Below are 14,297 nucleotides of genomic sequence, written 5' to 3' on the forward strand. Positions count from 1 at the left end.
GGGGCAAGGGGCCCGCGGACGCCCGGGGCGGGCCCGGGGGAGCGGTCCCGGCGGCGGCCTCGGCGCCGGGGGTCATCGGCAGGGAAGCGGCCAGCGCCAAGGCGGCCAGCGCGACCGTGGCGGACACCCGGGGCATGCGCATGGCGGGCCTCTCATCTCAACGGACCTTCCGATGAGATCCGGCGGGCGGCCCCCTGTACAGGACCGGCGGCCGGTGTCGCGCTCAATGCCCCCGTTGCCGCGGAATCCGCCCCCGCTTGCCGTACGTGAGCGCCGCCCGCAGCTCGGGATCGGTGACCGCGCGCAGTCCCCGCAGCGCCACCGCGGTGAGCGAGCCCCGCACGCCCCGCTCCCGGCCCAGCTCTACGAGGAGCCGCCGGCCGGCGGGGGAGGCCCACCCGGACTGCGCGTGCCCCTCGACGCGGGCTATGGCCAGGCAGCCCAGCGCGAGGATCAGCGGCAGCGCGAACCAGCACAGGATCATGGTGGTCGTGGTCCCCGGATCGGGTACGCACAGCGCGGCCCCCAGCATGCCGAGGACCAGCAAGGTGGCCTGCCGGACCGCCCGGACCCCCGCGTAGACCTCCTGCTGGGCCCCGTCGCGCAGGGCGAGCCCGGCCTCCGAGAGCCGGTCCGCGAGGGCCCGTACGGCCGGATCCCGCGCCGCGACCGCCCGTACGGAGGTCACCGGCTCCTGTCCGTCCGGCCCGAACGCGCCGAGCACCGAGCACTCGTGCGGATCGCGGCCCACCGGGTCGACCACCGTCACCCAGCCGGTGTACGCGAGCAGCAGCCGCCGCTGGCGCTGCATCGACAGCAGCGTCAGCTCGGCCACCCGCTCGGGGCCGCCGGCGAGGTAGGCGGCCTCGTACAGGTTCAGCTCGTCGTGGTGGTGGTCGTGGCGCACGGCGCTGCCCGGCGGGGGCTCCGCCAGTTCGGCGGCGGCCTTCAGGAGGCGGGTGCACGCGATCAGCAGCCCTGCCCAGGCAAGGAGGAGGAACAGGACCCAGAACATGTCCGAGTTCTACAAGACGTGGAACCGGCAGGTACAGGGCCCAGCCGAGGTGTGAGCAGCTCGTGACGGGTCCGTGATGGACGGTCAGGAACTGCTGCTACAGCTCGAACTGGACGAACTGCTACAACTCGAACCGCTGGAGCTGCTGGAGCAACTCGATCCGCCGGAGCTGCCGGAACAGCTCGAACCGCCGCCCCCACCGCCCCCGCAACTGCTCCCGGAGGACCCGCAGACCGACCCCGAGGATCCGCAGCCCGATCCACCGGACCCACCGGACCCGCCGCCGTCGGAACCCGCGCACCAGACGACCGGGATCACCTCGTCCCCGGATCCCCAGGAGGAATCGGAGCCGCCGGTACGCCCGTGTGACTGGGCCGCCGCCAGCCGGGTCCCGCGGGCCGCCGGCACCAACTGCCCGCGCAGGTACGGGTCCCGCAGGCCCCGCAGCCCGAACAGCGAGGTCTGGACGTACGGGTTCTGGTCGGCCCCGTAGTGCGCGCGGATGGCGCGCAGCGCCGCGGCTCCCGCCGGGGTGATCCGCTGCCGGGCCCGGGAGGCGCCGACGGTGCCCACGATGATGCCGCCCAGCAGGACGGGCAGCACCTCGGCGATGAACGGCACCCCGACCGACCCGGCCCCCTCCTGGAGCACGAAGGCGACGAAGGACAGCGGCAGCGAGAGGAACAGCACCACCCCGCACACCACCGCCTGGACCACCCCGTGGCGCAGCCAGCGGTGCCGGCCGCCCGGGGTGGCGATCAGGCCGCGGGCGGCCAGTGCGTCACCGGTCTCCTGCACGGCCGGGTCCCGCATGGCGGCGTAGCGGATCTGGTACAGCCACCCGGACGGGGCGCCCTGACAGGCCTGGAGCACGGCCCGCTGGGCGGGGTCGCCGCCCCGCACCCCGGGCCGCACCTGGACGATGCCGGGCCCGCCGGCCAGCATCCGGCCGTCGCAGAGCAGCGAGACGAGCGCGGCGTCCACCACCGCCCCCGGGCCGCCGGCCATGAACGCGGCCTCGGACAGGTCGTGCAGGCGCGGGGAGGGGCCGAGGGTGGGCGGCCGCGACCGCCGCAGGCCGCGCACGAGGACGACGCTGGACGCGATGACGCCGATCCAGACGGCCACGGCGAGGAAGTCGAAGAAGTTCATGCCGCCCTCCCCACCAGGGCGCGGGCCCAGCGCACGGCCCGGCCAGGCGGCCTGGCCCCGGCCCGGTCCCGCCACCAGAGCGTGAGCCGGCGCCGGGCGGCGGGGTCGGCCGGCAGGTCACGGACCAGCAGGTGCTCGGCGAAGTCCAGCGCGTCGCGCCGGTATCCGGCGGTCATGGGCCGCTGCCGGGCGTACCCGAGGAAGGCCTCCCGGTACGCGTCCTCCCCGCCCAGGATCCCGGGCAGCTCGGGCGCCAGCTTCGCCACGACCCCGGCCCGCTTGGCCGCGAGCGCCCGCGCCTGTACGCGGACCCGCTGCCGGTCGAACCCCTCGGGCACGGGCGTCCCGGCAACGAGCGCCGACAGCAAGGCGGCCTGCCCGATCCCGACCCGAGTCCGCGCGGCATCCAGCCCACTGCCCGCCGAGCCGGAACCCATCCCGGCCCCGCCGACGTGAGCCGGACCGGAGCCCGCCTCAGCCTCAGCCTCGTCGGCGTGCGCGACGTGTGCCGCGCCGGAGGCATCCTCAGCCTCGCCGGCGTCTGAGGCGCGGGTCCGGGCAGCGCCCGGGGAACGGTGGAAGGGAGGGTAGGGGACAGCCCCCGCAGGGCCGCCCAGCACCCCCCGGATCGCGGCCAGCTCACCCGCCAACTCGGCGTCGGCCGGAAAGTCGTCGTCCCGCTCCAGCAGGACCCCCGGCGGGTCCACCCGGGCCCGCAGCTGCGCGAGAATCTCCAGCACAGCCGCCGGCACGGGATGCGCGTGCGTGTCGTGCCACACCCCACCCCGCTCCACGCCCCCGGCGACGTGCACGTACGCCAGCGCCTCCAGCGGGATCCCGTCCAGCACGGCGAGCGGGTCCTCCCCCCGGTTGATCCGGTTGGTGTGCAGGTTGGCCACGTCGATGAGCAGCCGCACCCCGGTCCGCTCCACGAGCTCTGTCAGGAACTGACCCTCGGTGAGCTCCTCCCCGGGCCACGACACCAGCGCCGCGATGTTCTCCAGCGCGAGCGGCACCGGCAGCGCGTCCTGCGCGATCCGCACGTTCTCGCAGAGCACGTCCAGCGCGTCCCGGGTCCGCGCCACGGGCAGCAGGTGCCCGGCTTCCAGCACCGGTCCCGGCGCCACCGAGGAGGTCCGTACGAAGGCGATGTGCTCGGTGACCAGCGGAGCCCCCAGCGCCACCGCGCGCTCCCCGAGCGCGGCCAGCTTCGCCGGGTCCGGCCGGTCGGCGCCGCCGATGCCCAGCGAGACCCCGTGCGGCACCACGCGGACTCCGCGTGCGAGCAGCCGCTCCAGCGACTCGGGCAGGTGGCCGGGGCAGATGTTCTCCGCGACGACCTCGACCCAGTCCAGGCCCGGAAGTCCTTCCACCGCCCCCGCGATCTCCGGCCGCCAGCCGATGCCCACCCCCAGGTGTGCCATGGGCTTCATGTCCCCTCGCCCCCTCTCATCGGTCCGTGTGCCGATGTCATGGCCCCGACGGAGCCGGGCCAACCCGCCCAGAGGGACGTTCAGAGCAACATTTGAGGTTCCCGGCCCGGGCCGCCTTCCCGATCCCCTTCCGGATGCCGGGAGCCCGGCCTGATCGACAGGACGCCCTAGAGCCGCGCCCGCAGCGCCGGATGGTCCGCGACCACCGTGCACGAGCCCGGCGCGATCTCGGTGAACCCCGCGTCCCGCACCACCGGCAGCCCGCTCCCGGACAGCTCCGCCCACCGCTCGCGCGCGGCCGTCCGTACGGCCAGCCGGAAGCCCGACTCCCGCCACGCGGCGCGCTCCGGGCCGGTCAGCTCCCACCAGGCGAGCTGCGCCGCGTGTCCGGCCTGGGCCATGGCCTTGCCGGCCGACATGTCCAGACCGGGGTTGAGCCAGAGGACCGGCAGTCCGGACTCCGCCGGAGCGACCGGCTCCGGGTCGTCCAGGTCGGTGCCCGATACCTGGAGCTTGGCCAGTTCCTTGGGCCAGCCGTCGAGCGGCACCGGCGGGAAGACCCGTACCTCCGAGTCCGCGCCGTGGACCGTGAGGCCCGGCAGGGTCCCGGCCTTGCGCCACTCCGCGCCGCGCGCCCTGCGCACCACCTTGCGGATCCGCGCGTCCTGCCAGTCCCGGACCGCCGCCGCCCACTCGCCCTCGCCGGCCGACCGCTCGTCGGTGAGCAGGGCGAGCACCGCGCGGGCGGCCGTCTCCAGGGCGTCGGTGCGGGCCGGCGGCTCGGCCTTCTCGATCCGCACGACCAGCGGGAGGACGTACTGCGGTGCGTCGTCGCGGGCGATCCGCTCCTGCCGGAAGGGGCTGTCGGACCCGACTGCGGGTACCTGGGTGTCGTGGCGCGTGTCCTCGGTGCTCATCCGGCCAAGGATGCCAGCCTCCGCCTCCAGGCTGATGCCCGAGGGGCCCGGGACGGGCGAGGATCGACGGCATGAACCCAGTCCTTCGGCTCGATGATCCGGGGCGGCTCCGGGGAGGCGGTCCAGCTGGGGCTCAGCGGCGAGGGCTTCGTCATCGTCCGCCCGAGCGAGGCCGTCGAGTCGGCCGCCGCGCACTGACCGGCCACTGACCGCCCACGCCGCGGGCGCGGCGCGGGTGAGTAGGCTCGTACGCATGGACCAGACGGAGCAGCACGCCACCGACTCCTCGTACTGCCCCGCCCCCGCGGCTCCCGCCGGGCGGGTGGCCGGGCCGCCCTACGCCGACTGCGTGGAGTGCGGGAAGCCCACCGAGTACGGGGTCGCGACACCGGGCGTGGTGCTGTGCCCGGTGTGCGAGTGGCAGGACGCGCAGCGCACGGCCTGCTCCGGCTGAGGCCGGAGCAGGGGTACGCGGGCTACTTTCCGATCAGGTCGGAGACCTTGACGAAGCGGTAGCCGCGCTTTCGCAGCTCCGGGACGATCTTCCGGATGGCCTCCTCGGTGACCGGGGCGGCGCTGCGCGTGCAGTGCATGACCACGACCGAGCCGGGCTTCACCCCGGCCAGCACCTGCTCGGCCACCGCGTCGGGATCCGTCGCGAACGCGTCCCCGCTGACCACGTCCCACTGGACGGCCGTGACCTTGGCCGTGGAGATGGCCCGCAGCGCCTGGTCGTCGTAGCAGCCGCCGGGGAAGCGGAAGTACGGGACGGTGTTGACCGCGCCCGCCTTGCGGAAGGCCTCGAAGGCCCGGTCCACGTCGGCGCGTGCGGCGGCCCCGTCGAGCGTGGGGAGCCCGTAGCAGGGGGACTTGAAGGCGTGGTGGCTGTACGAGTGGTTCGCGATCTCGAAGTTCGGGTCGGTGCCGATGGACTTCGCCTGGTCCGGGTACTCCTCGGCCCAGCGGCCCGTCATGAACACCGTCGAGGGCACCTTGAGGGTGCGCAGCGTGGAGATCAGCCCCGGGTTGTCGAAGCGCTCGCCGCCCGCCGCGCGCGGCCCCTGGTCGGAGGTCATGTCGGCGTCGAAGGTCAGCGCCACCGTTTTGTCGGTCGCCTGCTTCGCGCGGTCGAAGACGGGGGTCAGACCGCCCGGACCAGGTGCCATGGTCGGCGCCTTGCCCGGGGCCCCGGGCTGCGGGGTCACCGGCGGACTGCTCCCGGGGCTCGCCGGCGGGGCGGCGGATCCCGCGGCGGAAGGGGAGGCGGAGGCCGGAGCGGAGGGGGCCGCGGAGGCTCCCATCCGGGCCTGGCCGCCGGCGTCCGACGTACTGGTGCCGCCCCCGCACGCGGCGAGGGCGGCACTGAGAGCTGCTACGGCCGCGACGGCAGCCGTCCTGCGCACTGAGATGGTCACATACGCAAAATATATGACTATGTGGCAAGCAAGCGGGTGCGGCACTCCTCCACGTCGAAGTCAGCCTTCGGGTACTGAGGGGCGATGCCCTCCAGGTGTTCCAGCAGCAGTTTGCTGATCGCCCAGTTGCGGTACCACTTGCGGTCCGAGGGGACCACGTACCAGGGCGCGGCGTCCGTGGAGCAGCGCTCCAGGGCCAGCTCGTACGCCTGCTGGTACGCGGGCCACATGGAGCGCTCCTCGATGTCGCCCGCGTTGAACTTCCAGTGCTTGTCCGGGTTGTCGAGCCGCTCCAGGAGCCGCTTGCGCTGCTCCTCGTAGCCGATGTGGAGGAAGACCTTCACCACGGTGACGCCGTCGTCGGCGAGGGACTTCTCGAACCGGTTGATCTGCGCGTAGCGGCGGCCCAGCTGACTGCGCGGCACCAGGTCGCGGACGCGGGCGATGAGGACGTCCTCGTAGTGCGAACGGTCGAAGATGCCGATCTCACCGGGCTGGGGGAGCGCCTTCATGATGCGCCAGAGGAAGGGGTGGTTCTGCTCCTCGGACGTGGGTGCCTTGAAGGCCTTGATCCGGCAGCCGGAGGGGTTGAACAGGCCGATCACGTGCTTGACGGTGCCGCCCTTGCCGCTGGTGTCCATGCCCTGGAGCACGAGCAGGACGCGGCGGCGGTCGCCCGCGGTGCTGGCGGCGTAGAGCCGTTCCTGGAGGGAGGCGAGCCGTTCACCCATCTGGGCGGTGGCCGCCACGCCGGCCGCCTTGTCGGTGGGACCGGCCGGGGTCGCTCCGGGGTGGAAGGCTCCGAGGTCGACGCGCTCGCCGGAGGGGACGCGGAGCAGGGGGCTCAGGGGGGTGTCGTAGCCGTACTCGTAGCCGAGTCCGTGCCCGTGCCCATGTCCGTGTCCGTGGCCTCCGGCCTTGCGGGTGCCGCCCTTGGAGCCCTTGGAGTTCTCGGCGGAGATGCGGAGCAGCTCGCGGAGGGAGAGGGGCTTGGACTTCGACTTCCCGCCGGTGGAGGTGGAGGTGGAGGTGGTGGCCGCGTCGCTGCGGGGATCGGCCTTCTCGCCCTTGGCGGGCGCGACGGCCGGTTCCGCGGCCTCCTCGGAGGCGGCCTTGAAGGCCTTGCGGGCCTTGGGGACCTTGGCAGGCTTCTTGGCCTTGGAAGGCTTCTCGGCCTTCTCCGACTTCTCGGCCTGGCCCGCGTTGGTGGCGTCGGCGGACTTCGCTGCCTTGGCGGGCTTCTCGGCCTTCTCTCCCTTGGGCTGCTTCGAGGCCTTCGAGGCCCCTGCGCCCTTGGCGCCCGTGGCGGACTTGGAGGACTTGGAGGCCTTCGGGGTCTCCGCGTTCTCGGCGGCCTTGGCCGCCCTCGCGGGCTCGGTGCCCTTCCCGGACTTCGCCGTCTCCGTCGGCTCGGCCGACCCCTTCGGCTTCCTGCTGTCCTTCTTGGCCACCGCTACCTACCTCGATCCGTCGACTCCATCCGATCCTCCACCACAACGCAGTCGACCGCGACGTGGCGAAAGACCGGGCCGGGCGGGCCGGAAGGCGGTACGGACGGGCCGGAAGGCAGTACGGATCAGTGCCATGGGCCCGTCACCGCGAAGGTGGTCCCGGGCGTGTACGCGTTCACGTACATGGTCCGGGCGTCCGGGGAGAAGGTGACCCCGGCGAACTCGCCCCACTCCGGCGCCCCCGGCTTCCCGATGTCGGCCGCGTTGCGGGCCACCGGGTAGACCTCGCCGCCGGGGGTCACGCCGAAGACGTACTGCGCACCGCCGCCGTCCTCGCACACCATCAGGCCGCCGTCGGGCGCCAGACAGATGTTGTCCGGGGAGTCGCCGGGCAGCTGGATGTCGGCGGCCGGGCCGAACACCACGTCGAGCCGGAGCCGCGCGCGCCGCGGGTCGTAGAACCACACCTGGCCGTGGTGGTCGGCGGGGGAGCCCTCGCGGGTGCGGGAGTAGCTGGAGACGAAGTGGACGCCGCCGTCGCCCCAGTAGCAGCCCTCCAGCTTCTGCGCGTGGGTGATGCCGCCGGGGCCGAAGTCCTGGAGCCGGATCGGGGTCCCGGACGCGGACGGGTCCGGGACGGGGACCCACTCCACAGGGAACTCGGACCCGGGCTCGTCCACCACCGCGAGGTTCGCCAGCCCGGGGACGCGCAGGGCCTCCAGCTCGCCGCCGGCGCGCAGGGAGCCGGGGCCGCCCAGCGGGCGGGCGGGCAGGAACCGGTAGAAGAGCCCGAAGGGTTCGGTGAAGGCGTCCTCGGTCTCGTAGACCACACCGAGGTACGGGTCCACGGCGACGGCCTCGTGTGCGAAGCGGCCCATCGCGGTGAGCGGGACGGCGCCGGAGCGGCGGGGGTCGGCGGGGTCGACCTCGAAGACGTAGCCGTGGTCGCGGGTGTAACCGGCGGTGCCCGCGCGGTCCTCGGTCTCCTCGCAGGACAGCCAGGTGTTCCAGGGAGTACGGCCGCCCGCGCAGTTGACGGCGGTGCCGGCGAGGGCGACGCGCTCGCCGGTGACCCGGCCGGCCGGGTCCAGGTCGAGGAGGGTGCAGCCGCCGAGGGCGTACGGGTCGTAGGTGAGCCCCTCGACGGGAGGGACCCGCAGGGCGGCGGTGGTGCGGTTCTCGTGGTTGCGCACCAGCCGGACGCGGCCCTGCCCGGCGTCGAAGGCGGCCATGCCGTCGAAGTTGCCCGGGATGCTGCCCTCGCCCGAACGCAGCGGGTCGCCGGCGCGCGAGAGGACGCGGTACGTGAACCCGGCGGGCAGATCGAGCAGCCCGGCGGGGTCGGTCACGAGCGGGCCGTAGCCGCGGGTGGAGGCGGGGGCGGCCGTACCCCTACCAGCGCTCTTGCCGCGCGCGCCCGCGACCGCGCCCGCTCCTGGTGCGGCTCCGGCGAAGAGGGCGCCGAGCGATCCGGCGAAGGAGATGGTGGCGGCCGCCATCAGACTGCGTCGGCTCAGGTTCATCGGAAACTCCGGGTGCGGGGGCGGTCTTCGACCGGCCCGTGGTACCACGCCGCCGCGCCGACCTCGCCGCGCCGCGCGGGCACCGGCCCCGGCCGGTGGTGCGGGGCCCGCTGCGCGGGGCGAAGTCCCCGCTGTTGCCGCTGCGCGGGGCAGAGTCCCCGCTGTGCCCGTTGCCGCTGCGCGGGACAGAGTCTCCCCGCTGCAGCCCTCACCGCTGCGCGGGACAGAGTCCCCTACCCGCCCTTCGCCCGTTCCCCGGGGCTGCGCCCCGGACCCCCTGGGGCTCCGCCCCGGACCCCGCGCCTCGAACGGCGGCGGGGCTGGACTGGGGCGGAGCGCAGGAGTCAGGCCAGCTTCGCGCTGAGGGTGATGGTCGTGCCCGTCAGGGCCTGGCTGACCGGGCAGTTCTGCTTGGCGTCCTCGGCCGCGGCGACGAACGCGTCGTTGTCCAGGCCCGGTACCTCGCCCTCGACGGTGAGGTGGATCCCGGTGATGCCCTTGCCCGGCACGAAGGTGACGGCGGCGGAGGTGGTCAGCTTGGCCGGCGGGTTGCCCGCCTTCGCGAGACCGTTCGAGAAGGCCATGTTGAAGCAGCTCGAGTGCGCGGCGGCGATGAGCTCCTCCGGGCTGGTCCGCCCGTTCGCCTCCGCGTCGGTGCGCGCGGGCCAGGAGACGGGGTAGCTGCCGAGGCCGGACGAGTCGAGCGTGACGACGCCCTTGCCTTCGAACAGGTCGCCTTCCCAGACGGCATGTGCATTGCGGGTAGCGCCAGCCATGGTGGATCCCTTCGCAGAAGTGGAAACGGCCGGCCCGCGGAACGGGCCGACGTCTCCAAACCTACTGGGACACCAGGGGCTTCGCGTCGCGTGCCAGCGCGGTGAGCCGCGAGATGGCCCGGAAGTACTTCTTGCGGTAGCCGCCGTTCAGCATCTCGTCACTGAACAGCTTGTCGAAGGGGACCCCCGCCGCCAGGACCGGGACCTCGCGGTCGTACAGCCGGTCGGCGAGGACCACGAGGCGCAGCGCCGTCGACTGGTCCGGGACCGGGCCGACGTCGGTGAGGCAGACGGCCGTTATGCCGTCGGTCAGGGCCCCGTACCGGCTGGGGTGGACCTTGGCCAGGTGCTCCAGCAGCCCGGGGAAATCGTCGAGGCTCGCGCCCTCGGTGGCGTACGCGGCCTTCGCCACCTGCTCGTCGGAGAACGGCGCGGGGGCCTCGGGCAGGCCGCGGTGGCGGTAGTCCTGGCCGTCGATGCGCAGCGGACGGAAGTGCGCGGAGAGCCCCTGGATCTCCCGCAGGAAGTCGGCGGCGGCGAAGCGGCCCTCGCCGAGCTTGCCGGGCAGGGTGTTGGAGGTGGCGGCCAGCGCCACGCCCTGCTCGACCAGGCGGCTGAGCAGGGAGGAGACGAGGACGGTGTCGCCCGGGTCGTCGAGCTCGAACTCGTCGATGCAGAGCAGACGGTGCCCGCCGAGGGTCTGGACCGTCTGCTGGAAGCCGAGCGCGCCGACGAGGTTGGTCAGCTCCACGAAGGTGCCGAAGGCCTTGAGGGCCGGCTCGGCCGGGGTGGCGTGCCAGAGGGAGGCGAGCAGGTGGGTCTTGCCCACGCCGTAGCCGCCGTCGAGGTAGACACCGCGCGGGCCGGTGGGGGCCACAGGCTTCTTCGAGAACCAGCGCTTCTTGCCCGAGCCGCTCGCGTGCGCCCCGCCGAGACCCGCGGCGAAGTCCGCGAGGACGGTGACGGCCTCGGACTGGCTGGGCTGGGCCGGGTCGGGGTTGTAGGTGTCGAAGCGCACCGAGTCGAAGCGCGGCGGCGGCACCATCTCGGCCACGAGCCGTTCGGCGGGCACCCGCGGCTCGCGGGCACACAGGGACTGCGGTCCCGCGTCGGCTATCGGGGGCCGCCCGGAGGCTGACGCTGAGGGCGAGAGTGATGTTGACACAGCTCTTAACTCTACGGGGCGTGGCACACTGCACCGATGCGACGCCTGTTCCCTGTGACCGATCAGACATCAGCGGACCAGACCGACCGTGAGTGGTCGCTGGACGAACTCGCCGAGGCGTACGAGTACCCGGAGCTCGGCCCGGACGGCCACTGGCTGCGGGCCAACATGGTCTCCACCCTGGACGGCGCGGCCCAGCACGACGGGCGCTCCCAGCCCATCTCCAACGAGACCGACATGCGGATCTTCGGCACCCTGCGGGCCCTGGCCGATGTGGTGGTCGTCGGTGCGGAAACGGTTCGCCAGGAGGGCTACCGCCCGGCGCGGGCCCGGGAGGCCTTCGCCGCCCGCCGCGCCGCCGCGGGTCAGGGGCCCGCCGCGGTCATCGCCGTGGTCTCCGCGAGCCTGGACCTGGACTTCTCGCTGCCGCTGTTCACCTCCCCGCTGGCGCCCACCCTGGTGCTCACGGGCGCCGCCGCCCCCGCCGACCGGGTCGCCGAGGCCGCCAAGGCCGGGGCCCAGGTGGTGGTGGCCGGCGACGGTGCGGGCGTGGATCCGGCCCGGGCCGTACGGGAACTCGCGGACCGTGGGCTGCGCCGCCAGCTCACCGAGGGCGGGCCCCGGCTGCTGGGCCAGTTCGTGGCCGCGGACGCGCTGGACGAGCTGTGCCTGACGATCTCGCCGATGCTCACGGCGGGTGACGCCCAGCGGATCTCCGGGGGGCCGTCCGTCACGGTTCCGCACCGGCTCGCAGCGGCCTGCCTGCTGGAAGAGGCCGGGTTTCTCTTCACGCGTTACCGTCGGATCTGAAGAGAGGCGGAATTAGTCGTTCCGCTTAGCTTCCGCTGGGCACATTAGTGGGCAGGTATAACCGCACAGGCCCCGTGCCACAGCGGGGCAGGATGGTTTCCGCAGGGGCCGGCCGGCCGGTCTCGGCCCACGAAGGAGAGGGCGTCCGTGTTCACGAGCGTATTGATGATCGAGCAGCCGCTGACCCCCGTCGACGTGGACTTCGTCACGACCCTCCACGGAGACGAGCAGGTCTCCTTCATCGTCCTCATGCAGCCCCGCGGCGACCGGGACCGGCTGCTGCGCGCCATCGACGACGTAGCGCTCGGTGAGCTTCCCGAGGCCATCCGCGAGGGCGACGAACCGGAGGGCGAGGCCGCCCGCGGCCCGGCCGAACTGGCGATCGAGCACTCCCTCGCGTCGCTGCGGGCCAAGGGAGCCAAGGCCGTCGGACAGATCGTCGAAGACCATCCGCTCGACAAGCTGAAGGCGGTGGTGGCCGAGACCAACGCCGACGAGGTGATCGTGCTGACCGCCCCGCACTACGTCGAGGAGTTCTTCCACCGGGACTGGGCCTCACGGGCGCGCCACAAGGTGGGCGTTCCGGTGCTCAAGCTCTTCGCCCACAAGGAATAGGGTGGAGGCGGCCGGACCGCGCATCCACGCACCCCGTACCCGCGCATCCGGCTGCCGTACGTACGCACTCGATCCTGGAGCTACCTGAATGAAGCCCGGCCTGCCGACCGCCATGGAACGGCCCCACTTCATCGGCATCGGCGGCGCCGGCATGTCCGGCATCGCGAAGATCCTGGCCCAGCGCGGCGCCCAGGTGGCCGGCAGCGACGCCCGTGACTCCGAGACCGCCCAGGCGCTGCGCGCCCACGGCGCCACGGTCCACATCGGGCACGCCGCCGGTCACCTCGCCGACGACGCCACCTGCGTGGTCGTCTCCAGCGCCATCCGCGCCGACAACCCGGAGCTGGCCCGCGCCGCCGAGCTGGGCATCCCCGTGGTGCACCGTTCCGACGCCCTGGCCGGGCTGATGGACGGCCTGCGGCCGATCGCCGTCGCCGGTACCCACGGCAAGACCACCACCACCTCGATGCTGGCCGTCTCCCTCTCGGCGCTGGGCCTGGACCCCTCGTACGCCATCGGCGGCGACCTGGACGCCCCCGGCTCCAACGCCCACCACGGCGAGGGCGACATCTTCGTGGCCGAGGCCGACGAGAGCGACCGCAGCTTCCACAAGTACACGCCGCAGGTCGCGATCATCCTCAACGCCGAGCTCGACCACCACGCGAACTACGCGTCGATGGACGAGATCTACGAGTCCTTCGAGACCTTCGTCGGCAAGATCCCGGCCGGTGGCACCCTGGTCATCGCCCACAGCCAGGCCGGCGCCGCCGAGATCGCCGGGCGGGTCAGCGGCAACCCCGACCTGATGATCGTCACGTACGGCGAGGAGCCCACGGCCGACGTCCAGATCACCAAGATCACCCCGCGCGGGCTGACCAGCGAGGTCACCGTCGTCATCGACGGCCGGATGCTCACCTTCACCGTGTCGGTGCCCGGCCGCCACTACGCGCACAACGCCGTCGCGGCCCTCGCCGCCGGCGTCGCGCTCGGCATCCCGGCGCACAACCTGGCCTCCGCCCTCGGCAAGTACACCGGGGTCAAGCGCCGCCTCCAGCTCAAGGGCGAGGCCGCCGGAGTCCAGGTCATCGACTCCTACGCGCACCACCCCACCGAGATGACCGCCGACCTGGAGGCCATCCGCGGCGCCGCCGGGGACTCCCGCATCCTGGTCGTCTTCCAGCCGCACCTGTTCTCCCGCACCCAGGAACTCGGCAAGGAGATGGGCCAGGCCCTCGCCCTCGCCGACGCCTCGGTCGTCCTCGACATCTACCCGGCCCGCGAGGACCCGATCCCCGGGGTCACCAGCGAGATCATCATCGCCGCCGCGCGCGCCGCCGGGGCCGACGTCACTCCCGAGCACTCCAAGGAAGCCGTCGCCGACGTCATCGCGGGAATGGCCAAGCCCGGCGATCTCGTTCTCACCATGGGTGCGGGCGATGTCACGGACCTGGGGCCGGCCATCCTGGCCCGTCTGTCGAACTGACGGCTCTGGGAAGAGCGGGAAAACGGGAGATCAGTCATGTCGTACGAGGTAGAGAAGACGGACGAGCAGTGGCAGGCGGAGCTGACCCCGTCCGAGTACCAGGTACTGCGCCTCGCCGGGACCGAGCCCGCCTTCCGCGGTGAGTACACGGACACCAAGACCGAGGGCGTCTACAGCTGCCGCGGCTGCGGCTCCGAGCTGTTCCGTTCCACGGAGAAGTTCGAATCGCACTGCGGCTGGCCGTCCTTCTACGACCCGAAGGACTCCGACGCGGTCGAGCTGAAGGCGGACGTCGCCCACGGCATGGTCCGCACCGAGGTCCTGTGCGCGAAGTGCGGCTCCCACCTGGGCCACGTCTTCGAGGGCGAGGGCTACCCGACCCCCACGGACCAGCGCTACTGCATCAACTCCATCTCCCTGCGGCTGACGCCGGCCCCGGCCCGGGGCTGAACCGGCGCCCGCCGATCGGGGGGGGAACCGGCGCGCCGGAGGGGGGACCACCAAAGAACCGGCACGTTCCACCCCTCCCCCCCCCTCTTGGC

General features: G+C 73.2%; 14 protein-coding genes and 1 pseudogene. 6 read left to right on the plus strand and 9 right to left on the minus strand.

Going from position 1 to position 14,297, the window contains the following annotated elements; all coding sequences use genetic code 11:
* Positions 1-223: 223 nt before the first annotated feature.
* From ACFWBW_RS02750 to ACFWBW_RS02765, 4 genes are all read right to left on the minus strand, one after another.
* Positions 224-1,015 carry a TIGR04222 domain-containing membrane protein gene (locus ACFWBW_RS02750; RefSeq protein ID WP_385367690.1) on the minus strand — a complete coding sequence of 264 codons (792 nt, stop codon included), beginning with the start codon at positions 1,013-1,015 and terminating at the stop codon, positions 224-226.
* A gap of 84 nt (positions 1,016-1,099) precedes the next feature.
* Complete coding sequence (locus ACFWBW_RS02755; RefSeq protein WP_385367691.1) at positions 1,100-2,167, minus strand: TIGR04222 domain-containing membrane protein; 1,068 nt, start codon at positions 2,165-2,167, stop codon at positions 1,100-1,102.
* Positions 2,164-3,600, minus strand: coding sequence for a DUF692 family multinuclear iron-containing protein (locus ACFWBW_RS02760; RefSeq protein WP_385367692.1), 1,437 nt, complete (start codon positions 3,598-3,600; stop codon positions 2,164-2,166). Before ACFWBW_RS02760 ends, ACFWBW_RS02755 begins: the two co-directional genes overlap by 4 nt.
* Positions 3,601-3,767: 167 nt before the next feature.
* Positions 3,768-4,517, minus strand: a complete 750-nt coding sequence (locus ACFWBW_RS02765; protein WP_385367693.1) for an aminoacyl-tRNA hydrolase — start codon at positions 4,515-4,517, stop codon at positions 3,768-3,770.
* 75 nt (positions 4,518-4,592) lie between these two features.
* Between ACFWBW_RS02765 and ACFWBW_RS02770 the strand changes: the two are divergent.
* Both ACFWBW_RS02770 and ACFWBW_RS02775 read left to right on the plus strand, forming a co-directional pair.
* Positions 4,593-4,715 (plus strand): annotated as a pseudogene (locus tag ACFWBW_RS02770) (AIM24 family protein); the annotation flags it as partial.
* 55 nt (positions 4,716-4,770) lie between these two features.
* Positions 4,771-4,971, plus strand: a complete 201-nt coding sequence (locus tag ACFWBW_RS02775; protein ID WP_356515534.1) for a hypothetical protein — start codon at positions 4,771-4,773, stop codon at positions 4,969-4,971.
* A gap of 22 nt (positions 4,972-4,993) precedes the next feature.
* Here ACFWBW_RS02775 and ACFWBW_RS02780 read toward each other — a convergent pair whose 3' ends face one another.
* The 5 genes from ACFWBW_RS02780 to zapE all read right to left on the minus strand — a co-directional run bounded on the left by ACFWBW_RS02780 (position 4,994) and on the right by zapE (position 10,847).
* The gene (locus tag ACFWBW_RS02780) at positions 4,994-5,932 is read right to left on the minus strand and encodes a polysaccharide deacetylase family protein (RefSeq protein WP_385367694.1); all 939 of its coding nucleotides are present in this window, start codon (positions 5,930-5,932) and stop codon (positions 4,994-4,996) included.
* Positions 5,933-5,949: 17 nt separating this feature from the next.
* The gene (locus ACFWBW_RS02785; RefSeq protein ID WP_385368068.1) at positions 5,950-6,780 is read right to left on the minus strand and encodes a polyphosphate kinase 2 family protein; all 831 of its coding nucleotides are present in this window, start codon (positions 6,778-6,780) and stop codon (positions 5,950-5,952) included.
* A gap of 728 nt (positions 6,781-7,508) precedes the next feature.
* Entirely contained in the window at positions 7,509-8,906 is a 1,398-nt protein-coding gene (locus tag ACFWBW_RS02790) for an alkaline phosphatase PhoX (RefSeq protein ID WP_385367695.1), read from the minus strand.
* 344 nt (positions 8,907-9,250) lie between these two features.
* Entirely contained in the window at positions 9,251-9,682 is a 432-nt protein-coding gene (locus ACFWBW_RS02795; protein ID WP_385367696.1) for an OsmC family protein, read from the minus strand.
* Positions 9,683-9,743: 61 nt separating this feature from the next.
* A complete protein-coding gene (gene zapE / locus ACFWBW_RS02800; RefSeq protein ID WP_385367697.1) occupies positions 9,744-10,847 on the minus strand; it encodes a cell division protein ZapE in 1,104 nt (367 codons plus the stop codon).
* Positions 10,848-10,883: 36 nt separating this feature from the next.
* On the opposite strand from zapE, the gene ACFWBW_RS02805 reads away from it, so the two are divergent.
* The 4 genes from ACFWBW_RS02805 (at position 10,884) to msrB (ending at position 14,205) form a co-directional block, all read left to right on the plus strand.
* Positions 10,884-11,657, plus strand: coding sequence for a pyrimidine reductase family protein (locus ACFWBW_RS02805; RefSeq protein ID WP_385367698.1), 774 nt, complete (start codon positions 10,884-10,886; stop codon positions 11,655-11,657).
* A gap of 147 nt (positions 11,658-11,804) precedes the next feature.
* Positions 11,805-12,272, plus strand: a complete 468-nt coding sequence (locus tag ACFWBW_RS02810; RefSeq protein WP_385367699.1) for an indole-3-glycerol phosphate synthase — start codon at positions 11,805-11,807, stop codon at positions 12,270-12,272.
* Between the two features lie 88 nt (positions 12,273-12,360).
* Entirely contained in the window at positions 12,361-13,755 is a 1,395-nt protein-coding gene (gene murC, locus ACFWBW_RS02815) for a UDP-N-acetylmuramate--L-alanine ligase (protein WP_385367700.1), read from the plus strand.
* Between the two features lie 36 nt (positions 13,756-13,791).
* Positions 13,792-14,205 carry a peptide-methionine (R)-S-oxide reductase MsrB gene (msrB, locus tag ACFWBW_RS02820; protein WP_385367701.1) on the plus strand — a complete coding sequence of 138 codons (414 nt, stop codon included), beginning with the start codon at positions 13,792-13,794 and terminating at the stop codon, positions 14,203-14,205.
* The last annotated feature ends 92 nt before the right edge of the window (positions 14,206-14,297 follow it).

The organism is Streptomyces sp. NPDC059957 (genome assembly GCF_042730015.1).
Lineage (GTDB): Bacteria > Actinomycetota > Actinomycetes > Streptomycetales > Streptomycetaceae > Streptomyces.